The following is a 13,757-nucleotide window of genomic DNA, read 5'->3' as shown; positions in this document are numbered from 1 at the left end:
GAGGTTAGTTTGAAAGCGCACATGGCCAATTAACCTCCTTTATTCGCTACATTGCGATAAAGGATATAAGTTTTCATTACATTTTGTGGCCACAAATGTGGCTCATGGAGGTTAATATGCGTAAAATAATTGACAGCCCAGGTAAAAAAGCCTCTGGAAGGAGTCTTCTCATTTTATTGGTTTTAGTTTTTGCAATTTCATTTTTTCTCACTTCTGGAATCACATATGCTTCAGAGGCTAATGCAGCCGCAAATTACAAATACGGTGATGTAAATGGAGATGGAAGTATTGATGCACTTGATTTTTCACTGTTTAAAATGTATTTGCTGAAAACTATTGATTCCTTCCCGGTAACGGATGGAGAGATAATTGCCGATCTGGATGGAAAGGATTCGGTAACAGCAATCGATCTCAGCCTGCTTAAACAGTTTTTGCTGGGGCTGATAGACAAATTCCCTGTTGACCAGTCCAATCCGGTAAACATTCCCTGGAACTGGGCAGGAGTCATCGGAACGGGGCAGAGCCTTTCGGTGGGTGCACAGGCCAATCCTGCCGTGACTACCACCCAGCCCTATCACAATCTCAAGCTTTCCCTTGGAAACACGACGGTGCCTCCTTTCAATCCAAACAGTACTTCACTCAGGATGGTACCGTTGGTAGAACCCATACGCAGTTATGCTACGGGTTATCCGGGACCTTACCCGGGAAATATTTACGGTGAAACTCCTCATACCGTTATGGCCAATCAAATAACAGCTCTGGTTCAGTCAAATTTCAGCAAGGATTACATAACGGCACATACGGTTGTCGGCGAATCGGGGCAGGGAATGGTTGCAATAAAGAAAGGCGCAACAGATACGGGTTCTGTGGGCCGTGCCTATGCTGCTTCCATTTTCGAAGTAAATGCAATCAAGCGGCTGGCAGCCGCTGAAGGAAAAACCTACGGAGTGGGTGCAATAATTATCACTCACGGTGAGACCGATTCCGGAAGTTCTACCTACGGAAACGACCTGTACAAGTTGTGGTCGGACTACAATCAGGATATCAGGGCAATAACCGGACAATCTCAAAGCATTCCTCTGTTTGTTTCACAGCAGCATGCATACCCGAGCAACAGCGGGACTTCGGCGGGAACTCTGCAGCAGTGGAGAGTTGGATTGGACCATCCGGGAGATATCATCTGTACCGGTCCCAAATACCAGTACCCTTACTACAGTGACGGAGTTCATCTGGTAGCAAGCGGTTACCAGCAGCTGGGTGAAAAATTGGGTGAGATATATTATGAAAAGGTAGTACTTGGCAAAGACTGGCAGCCGCTCCAGCCCACAAGTGTGAGCAAAAGCGGAAGGGTCATCACAGTCAATTTCCATGTACCTGTAGCACCTCTGGTATGGGATACAACCCTGCCTGCTCCAAATCAAAGCACCCTGACGGAGTGGAGAAACGGAAAAGGCTTTGAAGTGAGTACAGCCAGCGGACGTATTACAATCAGTTCGGTTGAAATATCCGGTAATGCTGTAAAAATCACATGTGCCAGTGATCTTCCGTCTTCAGGTGTCAAGGTAGGTTATGCAAATAACACAGGCGGGACAAAAAGAACAAACGGAACTGTTAGGTGGGGACTGCTTAAGGATTCCGATACCTTTAAAGGAAGTACCACCGGAATTGCACAGCCCAATTACTGTGTTGCCTTTGAAATGGCAGTGCCGTAAGTCTTTGATTTTTATACTGCAAGCAAGTGGTATGAGCGCCTTTTGAACAATTAACCAAAGGGCTCGTATCACTTTTTTTTGGATTCCTTCCTGGAATTTTTCTTAAAGTGTTCTACAAAATTGGTAAATTAAATATAATTTCATGTTTAACAGCAAAATTAAAGTGGTATCTAATAACCTAAGCTTAGATTTTTAAATTGTTCTATAGCTAGAAGGTATTTACACATTAAATAAAAGAGGTGGCGTTGTGAATTATAACATTTTAATCGGAGGTGCGGCAGGGCAGGGCATTGAAACTCTCTCGGCCATATTTGAAAGAATTCTGAAAAGACAGGGTTTTGAAGTATTCACAATCAGAGATTACATGTCAAGAGTAAGAGGCGGACATAATTTTATTCAGATACGTTTCAGCAGTGAGAAACTATTGTCCCATTCAGAGGAATTGGACGGCATTATTGCCATGAATGGTGAAACTGTCGAATATCATGCTGAAAATTTAAAAGCCGACGGTTTTATTATTTGCGATGAAGAAATAAAAAACCAGGATTTGAGATGTATCAGACTGCCCCTTAAACAAACCGCTTCGGGTACGGGAAATACCAGAACAATGGGAAGTGTGGCTGTCGGTGCGGTTTTGGAGCTGCTGGGAATTGATGACCGGGAAACAGAAGACGTTCTTAACGCTTTCTTTAACTCCGAACTTGCAGCATTGAATTTCAAAGCTGTCCAGGGAGGAAGAAAGCTGGCTGTAAGAAGATATGAGGTTATTACGGCAGCACAGGATAACAATATAATAATCAATGGAAATGAGGCTGTTGCACTGGGTGCATTGGCAGCCGGCTGTAAATTTTATTCAGCCTATCCCATGACACCCTCTACCAGCATAATGGATTACCTGGCATCAAAAATGCTGGATGCCGAAATAGTTGTGGAGCAGGCCGAAGATGAAATTGCTGCAATCAATATGGCAATAGGTGCTTCCTATGCCGGTGCAAGGGCAATGACCGGTACTTCGGGCGGAGGCTTTGCACTTAAGGTCGAGGCTCTGGGCCTGTCAGGTATGCTGGAGGTCCCTCTGGTAATTGCTGAAGTGCAGCGTCCCGGACCCACCACTGGGCTTCCTACAAGGACCGAGCAGAGTGACCTTAAATTTGTCATTTCGGCATCACAGGGTGAATTCCCCAGGATGGTAATAGCTCTGAGAAACCCCGAAGACGCTTTTTATCAGACTGTCAGAGCTTTCAACCTGGCCGATAAATACCAGCTTCCGGTCATTCTCCTCAGTGACCAGTATCTGGCCGATACCACTGTAACAGTAAAACCTTTTGATTTTGAGCGGGTTGAAATAAATAATTATATATCCGGCTATCAGTTTGATGAAGCCAAACCCTATAAAAGATATGAAATCACCCCCACCGGAATTTCACCGAGAATAATTCCGGGGAAAAATCCCGGAGCAGCTGTGCTGGTGGACAGTGATGAGCATGATGAATCGGGTCATATAACAGAATCTGCCCAGGTCAGAAATCAGATGGTGGAAAAGAGGCTCCGAAAGCTTCAACATTTGGAGGAGGAACTTCTTGAGCCTGAATTTACCGGTGCTGCCGATTGTGATGTACTGCTGCTTGCCTGGGGCTCAACCTGGGGGCCGGTGACTGAAGCGGTAAACATTCTGAACAGCAATTCTGATACAAAATATGGAGCTCTTGTATTTGGCGATATCTGGCCTTTACCCGTCAGGCTGCTGGTTGAGAAGGCAAAAAAGGCAAAGAGGATAATAAATGTGGAGCAGAACGCAACAGGACAGCTTGCCTCTATAGTTTCAGAGGTCACCGGAATATTCTGCGACAGCAGTGTGCTTAAATATGACGGCAGACCCATGAGTTCCGGATTTATAATTGAGAAAATCAGGGGGAATGAATAACTATGTGCGATGTAAAATATTGTATTTCAGAAACAGCATGGTGTCCAGGCTGTGGTGATTTGAACATAATCGAATGTCTTAAGGCGGCATTGGAGCAGACAGGGAAAAAGCCCCATGAAGTATTGGTGGTGGGAGGAATCGGCCAGGCCGCAAAAACTCCCCAGTACATTAACACAAACGGCTTTTGCGGCCTTCACGGAAGATCCCTGCCGCCTGCCGTGGCAGCTAAAATTGTAAACAAGGACCTCACAGTAGTGGTGAATACAGGTGACGGCGATTCCTACGGAGAAGGCGGAAACCACTTTCTGCACAATATCAGAAGAAATGTGGACATAACACATTTTGTACATGACAATCAAATTTATGGCCTGACAAAAGGCCAGGCTTCTCCTACCACAGGTGTCGGGCATATAACCGGAATACAGACGGCAGGCTCAATGAATGAGCCTATGAATCCGCTTCTGGTGGCACTGGCCCTGGGCGCCGGCTTTGTTGCCAGAGCCTTCAGCGGAGACAGGGAGCACCTTACTTCCATAATGGTGGAAGCCATCAAATATAAAGGCTATGCTCTTGTAGATATCCTCCAGCCTTGTGTAAGCTTTAATAAAATAAATACATTCCAGTGGTACAGTAAACGGGTTTACAAGATAGAGGACGGATATGACGCCACAGACAGATTAAAGGCCATGGAAAGGTCCATGGAATGGGGTGACCGTATTCCCATAGGTATACTGTATAAAAACGAAAAGCAGACCTTTACCGAAAAATTCGATTTTCTTAATGGTGATAAACCGCTTATTGATAAAACAACACCTGTGGACAAGATCAAAGGGTATTTAAAAGACTTTATTTGATCATATTAATAATATTAAAATTTAAATTCAGGAGGTTAAACTTATGCCAGCTTTTGCAAATCCCTTTCAGGGGAATGTAGACCGGAAATTGACAAAAGAGGAACTGATCCAGGCAATACGTCTGGACATAGCCGGGGAACTGGAAGCCATCTATGTTTATGATGCACACGTCCAGGCCACCGACAATGAAATTGCAAAAAAAATCATCAGCGACATACGCGATGAAGAAAAGGCCCATGTAGGAGAATTGATGACGCTTTTGAGGATACTTGATCCCCGGGAGGCGGAATTATTTTCGGAGGGGGAATCAGAAGTCAGGGAAATGCTGGAGGATCTGGGTATTTCACAGCCGCCGGCAGAGCCAAATACTCCTTCTGCCTCTCCATTAACCATAGGAAGTCTGTTAAATGAAAAGGATAATGGATAAGTAATGTAATAAGCAAGCAGATGAATAAATGAGTAAGTAAATAAATGAGTAAATGTTAAATAAATCAGGAGGTGGAGTATATGAATTATCTATCAAGAGAAGGTTCTCCTGTTTCGGAGGAACTCTGGGAACAGATCGATAAAGCGGTCGTTAAAACTGCCCGCAGTGTTTTGACCGGCAGGCGTTTTCTGCATATTTTCGGCCCTGTTGGTCTAGGTGTCGGCAGCATAAATATAGATGATGCCGACAATGTCACTGAAGAAGCTGACGATGGCTTCATTACCACGAAGGGAAGGAAGTTCTCGGAGCTTCCGGTCATATATGATGACTTTACACTGCTGGGCAGAGACATTGAAATCCATGAAAAGTCAGGCTATCCGGCTGATCTCTCCAAAGCCATGGATTCCGCCCAGGCCTGTGCCTTGAAGGAGGATAAACTCATTTTCTTCGGAAATGAGACCGCAGGTTATGAGGGACTCTTTACAGCTGCAGGAACAAACAAATTAAAAAGGAAGGACTGGTCGGCAGGTGAAAATGCATTTACAGATGTGGCAGCTGCAATTGAACTGCTGGCTTCAGAAGCCATTTACGGTGCCTATTCCCTGACTGTCAGTCCCGATCTCTATATGCAGATGCAGCGGATACAGGAAGGAACAGGCCTGTTGGAAATAGACAGGGTCAGTAAATTGCTGGAGGGCCGCGTATATAAAAGTCCGGTCCTTGGAAAGGGCAGGGCAGCTCTCGTGTGCTCCGAGCCCAGAAACATGGATCTGGTGATCGGACAGGACATTTCAACAGCCTATCTGGAGCAGAAGGATTTAAATCACAGCTTCAGAATATTGGAAACGGCATTACTTAGAATAAAGCGAAGGAAAGCAATCGTTGTATTCGAATAAAAGCGTTAATCATTATCATGAAGGCTAAATTAGCAGTTCTTATTATTTAATAAATTAAATTGATAGGGAGGATTTATAAAATGTCTGTAAAAAATGCAATGACATCCGATTTTCTGCACTCGGCCTACGGAGGAGAAAGCATGGCTCACATGCGTTATCTGGCTTGGGGTGACATAGCCAGGAAAGAAGGCTATCCCAATGTTGCAAAACTGTTTGAAGCCATTTCCTATGCAGAAAGGGTACACGCCACAAACCATTTCAGGGAAATCGGGGGAAACACAGCCGATGCCACTGTGACAGCAGGAGCTGTATTTGGTAACGGAAAAACCTACGACAATCTTCAGGGAGGTATAAATGGTGAGCTGCATGAGGTAGAGCAAATGTATCCCGTTTATCTCAATGCTGCACAATTCCAGAACGAAACCGGAGCGCAGCGTTCATTCCATTTTGCCCTGGAGGCCGAAAAAATTCATGCACAACTTTTCAAGCAGGCGCAGGACGCAGTAAAAGAGGGTAGGGATATCCAGCTGAAATCGGTACATATCTGTCCGGTTTGCGGTCACACCATACTTGATGAGGCTCCCGACAAATGTCCTATATGCGGAGCAAAAAAGGAATTATACGTGGAGTTTTGATTTTTGAAAACTATTTTATAGTATTTATATAGTATAAGAGACATATGAAAAACTGAAACAATTGAAAATATATGTGAAAAATATATTGCAATTGTCTCAGTATCATATGCCTCTTTTTTATATTAAGAGAGATTGTACAAAATTGTAACAACCAAAATTTTGTTAACATAATATGCTAACATAGTGAAGTTTATGAAAGGTTGGTTTTTATGCTGTCAAGTTTTGATTTTGTCCGCCAATCTCTGGAGTTACATCTTTTTTTCGCCAGGATTATGAAAGAACATTCTTTTTTCCTCGAAGCAGGCTTTACAACAAGAGATAACAGTTTCACCAGAAAGGCCGATGAATTCAGAATGGAATTCGACAGGCTCTTAATTGATGTTGTTTCAATATCCAACGGCATTGTCAGTCAATCGGTCATCCATTCGGGTGAAGTCTTTACACCCTATACACTTGATGCTGAAACAGTATCTTCGTACTATTCCGGAGTTAGAATACCAATAAATATAACCCAGGCAGAGATTAACTTAATGGGTGGAGAAACCGTCACAATAAATCCGTTTCTGGAACAAAGGGTTGTTTCTGTTAATAATAGGGCCATCGGTCTGATAAAAGCATTGATTACCTTTAAGGAAACTATTCTGAGCAATGTTCTGTCCTGTAAAATGTTCACTCTCAATTACCCTCTGTTAATTGACCATATCATGCGGGAAGCCAGGTTGTATGTTCAGATGGTCCAGCAGCTTCAAAGCAGGGAAGAAATGAGCATTGAAAAAGAAGCTCTGCAGCAGGAGCTGTTCTGGAACAGGATAATGGCAGAGCACTCAAAATTTATTAGGGGACTGCTTGACCCCACTGAGGACCAGCTTATTAATACCGCCCATGACTTCGGAAATGAGTTCGATCAGTTGACAACGGAGGCAAAGGCTGCGGTGGATATGACCATTCCTCTTGAAAAGGTAACTGAAGACAGCTTGAATGCAGTGCAAAGAATACGTGACTTCAAGGAGCAGGGTACAAAGGGTCTGCTTGAGTGCAAAATAAAATCCATAATCATTCCGCTTTTAGGTGATCATACCCTGCGTGAGGCAAATCATTTTCTCAGGCTGCTAAAACAATTCGAAGTAAAACCAATAAACAAATAAAAATGTATTTGTCACATTATCTTCATAATTTCTTCACCTGACAGTGGTATATTAATTATCAAAAGTTTATATCAGGTACAGTTGATAATGGATACTTTATTCCATCCAATTTATCCCACACCCCATTAAAGGGTTCAATAATATCGAATATTGTAGTATTATGAATTATGTTAACTAATTGTTAACTCATTTCATAAATAATACCTGCGAAAGGAGGCGATGCCATCAAACTTTTATAGTAAGCTGAAACAGGAAACAAAAATTTGCTGAATCCTCAATATTGAGGTACGGAGGAACCAGGAAACAGGGGGTTAATCCATTTATATGGTAGGGTGATCCTATTACCCGAACCCGACAGCTAACTTCGGAAGCACACTATAGGAGGACTAATGACAAACAAGGTAAACAAGGTACTGGCAGGCTGTTTTTTAGTTATTTCTCTCGCATTTGTATCCTCAATTGCGATGGCGGCTACAGTACCCGGGGAAATTGCAGGCACCGATGTAAATTTAAGAAAGAATCCCACAACATCAGCTTCAATAATTTCAAAACTGACCAACTCGGATGTAACGGTCATTGATAAGTCCAATGGCTGGTACAAGGTGTCTTATAACCAAAAGACAGGCTGGGTAAGCGAAGACTATTTGAAATTAGTATCTGCAAATGGAACCATAAATGCAAATGGAGTTAATTTCAGAACAGGCCCGAGTACCAGTACTAAAAAAATAACTACTCTCAATAAGAACACAGGTGTGGTTATTCTTGATACTGCAAACGGGTGGAACAAAGTTAAAATCGGAACAAAGATTGGGTATGTAGCCTCCAATTTTGTAGCCAACTCTCCGGTTCAAACGGCTTCTGTTAAAGCCGCTGCAGTCAAATCCGCCACAACTACAAGTGCTTCAGCAATTGCATTAAAAACTGCCGACAAAGTATCACGTTCTGTAAATACCGTTGCTTTGGCAGCAGCAGATGCAGCAGTTGAGGAAGCACCTTCGATCAATGAACAGATCATATCATATGCAAAGCAATTCAACGGTGTCAGGTACTTATACGGCGGAAATACCCCTCAAACCGGTTTTGACTGCTCAGGGTTTATCGGTTATGTTTTCAAAAAGTTCGGAATTAACCTGAACAGATCGGCAGAAGCTATGTATTCAAACGGAATAAAGGTGTCAAAGAGCCAGCTGGAAGCAGGAGACATACTGTTTTTTGATGCATCCTCGCGCAAAGCGTCAGGCAGAATAGATCATGCAGGAATCTATATGGGCGGAGACAGCTTTATCCATGCATCATCCTCAAATGGTGCAGTACGGATACAAAAACTATCGGAATACAGAGGTACTTATATTGGTGCTAAAAGAGTTATCAAGTAAATTTATTTTGAATTTCATTATGCATTGATTAAATTTTTATAAGCTGCAAATCAGTTGTTTCTGATTTGCGGCTTATATTTTACCCAGCGGCAGACACAACTCATCCTGATTCATTAAAATTTCTAAAAATAGCGAACCCATTTAAAATTTAATACCTGTTTAATTGCCCTGATAATCACTATACCCCGAGGAGACCATTGCGGTTTTGCCAAAGGTAAAACGCAGCCAGGCGGGGAAACCAAAAAAAGTGCTGTATCCCGGGAATAGAATGTGTGAAATCGCAAGTTATAAAGACGTCATTACAGCCAGACATAATGAGTGTTTTATGGGGCTGGACAGAGTTACAATTATTCCCCACCAATATGACCTGATCAGGGCAACCTGTACATATGTGACGGACAAATTCTGGTATACGACAGTAACGGTTTCCCGAAAGAGAGGATAAAGGTTCCTGAGAGACCTTCAACAATAGCCTTCGGAGGAGAAAACCGAAACATATTGTATATCGCAGCCAGAACGTCCGTTTATAAAATTACAGTATAGGCTTAGTAGTCTGTAACATCTAAATTCATATATTGCCGGCGGTTAAATTTTCTCGCCTACCACTGCAAACATTCTTCCATCATCTATTTCAACTACAGTCCTGAAGCCGGAATTATTAAAATAACCCTTTATAATTTCAGCTTCAGGCAGATAGTCTCCGGAAACCTCAGCCGCAGCAGTTTTATGATGTGAATTAATTTCATCCCTGCTTTGAGAGTGACAAACAGCAATTTTACCGCCGGGTTTAAGGAATCTGCCCAACCTTTCAGCAGCAGTCGCCTTATATTCAAAATGGGGAAATACCGAGTAGCACATTATCAAGTCATACTGTTCATGAGGTAATTCCAGTTCAAATATGTCCCCTGCTATAAACGTTATTTTAGGATCGGCATACTTACTTCTTGCCACCTCAATCATTTTTTCTGCGTTATCTACCGCAGCGATCCGGCCTGTACCTCCTATGCGGGAAGAAAGGAAGGGAAGCATAACCCCTGTACCCGTTCCCACGTCAATAATCTTTGAACCCTCTTTGAGATCGATTAAATCAAGTATTTCGTTAATTTTTTTCTCATCATGCCAGCAGATATTATCCCAGTTTTCAGCCATTGAATTGAAGAACTCCTTATGATTCACCTGACAATCCCTCTTTTCTTAATAATCTATTTCTGTCAAGTATTATAACTAATGCAGGTATAAATACAATCTGTATGACAATACCCGGTATACTTCCTGTTATACTGCCGGCAACAAAGGCAGCCGGACCCGGAAGTTTTGCCCCGAACAATGCGGCAAGCACCCACACTGCCATTCCTGATACAATTCTTCCTGCTATCATGCTTGCAATCAATGATATGTATACATTCAGCCTGAATTTCCTGTACAGAAGGCTTGCTACCGCTCCGTAGGCCGCCAGCTCAAATATCATAAAAGGCAGGACGGGGAACAGCGGCGGCATCCCGGTGAGTAAGGCACTTAAGAGAGGTGTCAGTACCCCTACAATAACTGCAAAGGGCAAACTGACGGCAAAGCCTGCAATAAGAACCGGGATGTGCATGGGGAGAAAAGCAGAGCCCAGGCCGAAGGCGTGAAAAATCATTGGCAGCAGCAGTCCTATTGCGATAGATAAACCCGATAAAATCAATTCCCTTACTGATTTCTTTTTCATTAAAAAAACCCCTTTCGCATTTAAATAAAAACAACCATTAAAGCTCCAAAATTCGGCAGCCTTCATGGTTGCAGGTGAAATAAAAAAACCACAAACAGAGCTATTCCTGATAGCATCCCTTCATGGTTTGATTTTTATAAAAACTATTAAACGGAACAATGGTAAAATTTAAGGCCTTCGTGACCTTGTTTCCAAAACAATATATCACAATATACTCAGTCCAGTCAACAAAGAAAGTTTTATAAGATGATTTTGTCATTGAAGCCGCTAACAAACGGTATTGGGTTGATATTCTTTCATTAGTCCGGCAAATGACTTGATTTCTTCCTGGGAATATGGTTTTTCCATGATCCTTGACCTGTCATATTCCTTATAATTTTCAGGGGGCCTGTAGCGGTTCAGGACATATTTTGGAACTGCCGGAAGCTCTTTGGACATACTTATCAGGTCATCCTTTCCAAGCTGTGGAATGACGGTAGTCCTGACCTCAAAATCAACCCCGGCGTCCACCAACAGCTGTATTGTTTCCTTTACAGTCCCGGCGCCGGCACCTCTGCCGCAAATCTCTTCATATTTGGCGGCAGGGGCTTTGTAATCCACAGCAAAATAATCGCAGAACCCATTATCAAGTATTTGTTTAACGGTTGAGGGGGAAGAACCGTTTGTATCCAGCTTTATTTTGTACCCTGATTTTTTAATTTTTCTTATGAACGGAATCAGGTCGGGCTGTAAAGTGGGTTCGCCGCCTGAAATAACAACTCCGTCCAGTAAGCCCGCCCGCCTGCGGAGAAAACTCTCGACATATCCGGCTGAAAGTACCTCATGAGTTCCCTCCAGTATGGAACGGTTATGGCAGTAAAAACAGTCGAAATTGCAGCCGGGCGTAAACAATACACAGGAGACCATACCCGGATAATCCACCAGCGAACTCTTGACCATACCTGCGATCATCATATCCCATTACTCCTTTATGACATATTTCTTTCTTAATCTGTATTCCTCACGTTTTCCTTCATTATAATTTTTTACAGGTCTGAGATACCCCACCACTCGGCTCCAGACTTCGGTTTCCTCACCGCATTCAGGACAGAAGAACTGCTCTCCCGTGAGGTACCCATGGTTATTGCATATGGAAAAAGTCGGAGTCAACGAAATATACGGCAATTTATAATTGGTAAATATCTTCCTTATCAGATTTTTGGCAGAGCCGGTATCTTTTATTTCTTCACCCAGATACAGGTGAAGGACTGTACCTCCTGTATACAAAGACTGCAGCTCATCCTGGAGTTCCAGTGTCTCAAAAATATCGTCGGTGCAGCCGACGGGCAGCTGGCTTGAATTGGTGTAATAGGGAACTGCGCCACCTGCGGTTATAATGTCCGGATACCGTTCTTTATCCTTTTTTGCAAGACGGTAGCTGGTGCCTTCGGCCGGAGTCGCCTCCAGATTGTAATAGTGTCCAGTCTCCTCCTGTATTTCCTTAATAAGGCTCCTCATATAATTAAGAGTTTTGACTGCGAACTCCTGACCCTGAGGTGTTGTCAGGTCTGATCCGTTACCTAGCAGGTTCAGGCAGGCTTCATTCATTCCAATTATACCTATGGTATTGAAATGGTTAAACCAATAGAAATCTGTTCTTTGCTTAACATCTTTCAAATAGTTGGCGGAATACGGGTATAAGCCTTTGGCTGTCTGTTCCTCGATAACTTTTCTCTTGATTTCAAGGCTGTTTTTAGCCAGATTTATCTGCTGCCACAGACGTGTGAAAAATTCCGACTCACTTTTTGATATATATGCAAGGCGGGGAAGATTAATGGTTACAACACCGATAGAACCCGTAAGCGGGTTGGAGCCGAAAAGACCGCCGCCCCTTTTTCGCAGTTCGGAGGTATCAAGTCTCAGACGGCAGCACATGGAAAGTGCATCCTCCGGTGATAAATCGGAATTAATATAGTTTGAGAAATAGGGGATACCGTACTTGCAGGTTATTTCCATGAACTTCCCGGTTACAGGACTGTTCCAGTCAAAGTCTTTTGTTACGTTTATGGTAGGAATGGGGAAGGTAAAAACTCTGCCCTTTGAATCCCCCTCCATCATGACATCACAAAAGGCCATGTTGAATATGTTCATTTCTTCCTGAAAATCACCGTATTTTTCGGGCAGGAGCTTCCCACCTATAATTACACTTTCATCCTTTAAAGTGCCTGGGGGAATGATATCAAAGGTCAGGTTTGAAAAAGGGCACTGGAAACCAACCCTGGTTGGAACATTCAAATTAAATATAAATTCCTGCAATGCCTGCTTTACTGCTTTATAGTCCAGCCGGTCATACCGTATAAAGGGAGCGCAATAGGTATCAATAGATGACCAGGCCTGTGCACCGGCGGTTTCGCCCTGTGTGGTGAACGTGGAGTTTACTATCTGTCCCAGAAAGGAACGAAGGTGTTTCGGCGGTTTTGATTCGACTTTTCCGCCGACACCTCCAAAGCCGTTCATCAGTATTTGACGGAGATCCCAGCCGGCACAGTAAGGCCCGAAAAATCCCAGATCATGCAAATGTATATCTCCTGACAAATGTGCCTGTCTGATATCATCCGGATAAATCTCATGGAGCCAGTAGTTTTTTGTAAAAGCTTCCCGTACATAGTTATTCAGTCCGTTTATGGACTTTTGCGTATTGGCATTTTCGTTTATCTGCCAGTCCCTGTCGTTAAGGTATTCTGAAAACATATTGATTGTTGCACCTATCAAAGCATTTGTCTCTCTGGCCGAACGCCTTTTCTCGCGGTAAAGTATGTAAGCCTTTGCCGTTTTCGCATGTCCTGTCTCAATAAGAACCTTTTCAACAATATCCTGGATGCCTTCCACCTCTGCAATTCCTTCGGGGTATTTCTGTCCGGCAATATCGACCACCTCCGAGCTCAAGGCTTCGGCTATGGAAAAATCATTGCCTCCAACGGCATTGGCAGCCTTGAATATTGCAATAGTTATTTTTTCCTTTTTAAAGGGTACGGTAGATCGATCCCTTTTAACAATCTGCTTTATCATAGCTGTTTTTATCTCCTTTGCAAATGGATTGA

The 13,757-nt window shown here is 43.1% G+C and carries 14 protein-coding genes and 1 riboswitch; of the genes, 10 read left to right on the top strand and 4 right to left on the bottom strand.

The window, feature by feature from the left end; translation table 11 throughout:
- Positions 1-116 precede the first annotated feature (116 nt).
- From CTER_RS03970 to CTER_RS29235, 10 genes are all read left to right on the top strand, one after another.
- A complete protein-coding gene (locus tag CTER_RS03970) occupies positions 117-1,712 on the top strand; it encodes a dockerin type I repeat-containing protein (protein WP_004623826.1) in 1,596 nt (531 codons plus the stop codon).
- 247 nt (positions 1,713-1,959) lie between these two features.
- Entirely contained in the window at positions 1,960-3,636 is a 1,677-nt protein-coding gene (locus CTER_RS03965) for a 2-oxoacid:acceptor oxidoreductase subunit alpha (RefSeq protein ID WP_004623841.1), read from the top strand.
- A gap of 2 nt (positions 3,637-3,638) precedes the next feature.
- Complete coding sequence (locus CTER_RS03960; protein ID WP_004623783.1) at positions 3,639-4,490, top strand: thiamine pyrophosphate-dependent enzyme; 852 nt, start codon at positions 3,639-3,641, stop codon at positions 4,488-4,490.
- A gap of 43 nt (positions 4,491-4,533) precedes the next feature.
- The gene (locus tag CTER_RS03955) at positions 4,534-4,917 is read left to right on the top strand and encodes a demethoxyubiquinone hydroxylase family protein (RefSeq protein WP_004623803.1); all 384 of its coding nucleotides are present in this window, start codon (positions 4,534-4,536) and stop codon (positions 4,915-4,917) included.
- An 80-nt stretch (positions 4,918-4,997) separates the two neighbouring features.
- Positions 4,998-5,813: a family 1 encapsulin nanocompartment shell protein gene (locus CTER_RS03950; protein WP_004623777.1), complete on the top strand. Its 816-nt coding sequence runs from the start codon at positions 4,998-5,000 to the stop codon at positions 5,811-5,813.
- 80 nt (positions 5,814-5,893) lie between these two features.
- Positions 5,894-6,448, top strand: a complete 555-nt coding sequence (locus CTER_RS03945) for a rubrerythrin family protein (protein ID WP_004623811.1) — start codon at positions 5,894-5,896, stop codon at positions 6,446-6,448.
- A gap of 209 nt (positions 6,449-6,657) precedes the next feature.
- Positions 6,658-7,593: a DUF2935 domain-containing protein gene (locus CTER_RS03940; protein ID WP_004623815.1), complete on the top strand. Its 936-nt coding sequence runs from the start codon at positions 6,658-6,660 to the stop codon at positions 7,591-7,593.
- Positions 7,594-7,847: 254 nt separating this feature from the next.
- Positions 7,848-7,982, top strand: a riboswitch (cyclic di-AMP (ydaO/yuaA leader).
- Positions 7,983-8,969, top strand: coding sequence for a C40 family peptidase (locus tag CTER_RS03935; RefSeq protein ID WP_040760264.1), 987 nt, complete (start codon positions 7,983-7,985; stop codon positions 8,967-8,969).
- A 205-nt stretch (positions 8,970-9,174) separates the two neighbouring features.
- Positions 9,175-9,414, top strand: coding sequence for a hypothetical protein (locus CTER_RS03930; protein ID WP_040760262.1), 240 nt, complete (start codon positions 9,175-9,177; stop codon positions 9,412-9,414).
- On the top strand, positions 9,351-9,512 hold the full coding sequence (locus CTER_RS29235) for an SMP-30/gluconolactonase/LRE family protein (protein WP_083908915.1): 162 nt from the start codon (positions 9,351-9,353) through the stop codon (positions 9,510-9,512). The genes CTER_RS03930 and CTER_RS29235 overlap by 64 nt, the downstream gene beginning before the upstream one ends.
- A gap of 42 nt (positions 9,513-9,554) precedes the next feature.
- Here the strand turns inward: CTER_RS29235 and CTER_RS03925 are convergent, their stop codons facing one another.
- From CTER_RS03925 to CTER_RS03910, 4 genes are all read right to left on the bottom strand, one after another.
- Entirely contained in the window at positions 9,555-10,145 is a 591-nt protein-coding gene (locus CTER_RS03925; RefSeq protein WP_004623807.1) for a class I SAM-dependent methyltransferase, read from the bottom strand.
- The gene (locus tag CTER_RS03920; protein WP_004623853.1) at positions 10,135-10,677 is read right to left on the bottom strand and encodes an ECF transporter S component; all 543 of its coding nucleotides are present in this window, start codon (positions 10,675-10,677) and stop codon (positions 10,135-10,137) included. The genes CTER_RS03925 and CTER_RS03920 overlap by 11 nt, the downstream gene beginning before the upstream one ends.
- A 267-nt stretch (positions 10,678-10,944) precedes the next feature.
- The gene (locus CTER_RS03915) at positions 10,945-11,631 is read right to left on the bottom strand and encodes an anaerobic ribonucleoside-triphosphate reductase activating protein (RefSeq protein ID WP_004623785.1); all 687 of its coding nucleotides are present in this window, start codon (positions 11,629-11,631) and stop codon (positions 10,945-10,947) included.
- Positions 11,632-11,637: 6 nt separating this feature from the next.
- The gene (locus tag CTER_RS03910; protein WP_004623831.1) at positions 11,638-13,725 is read right to left on the bottom strand and encodes a ribonucleoside triphosphate reductase; all 2,088 of its coding nucleotides are present in this window, start codon (positions 13,723-13,725) and stop codon (positions 11,638-11,640) included.
- Positions 13,726-13,757 lie beyond the last annotated feature (32 nt).

The organism is Ruminiclostridium cellobioparum subsp. termitidis CT1112, assembly GCF_000350485.1.
GTDB classification, from domain to species: domain Bacteria; phylum Bacillota; class Clostridia; order Acetivibrionales; family DSM-1351; genus Ruminiclostridium; species Ruminiclostridium termitidis.
The sequence above is the reverse complement of the archived record's forward strand: the minus strand, read 5'-3'. Positions and strand labels throughout refer to the sequence as shown.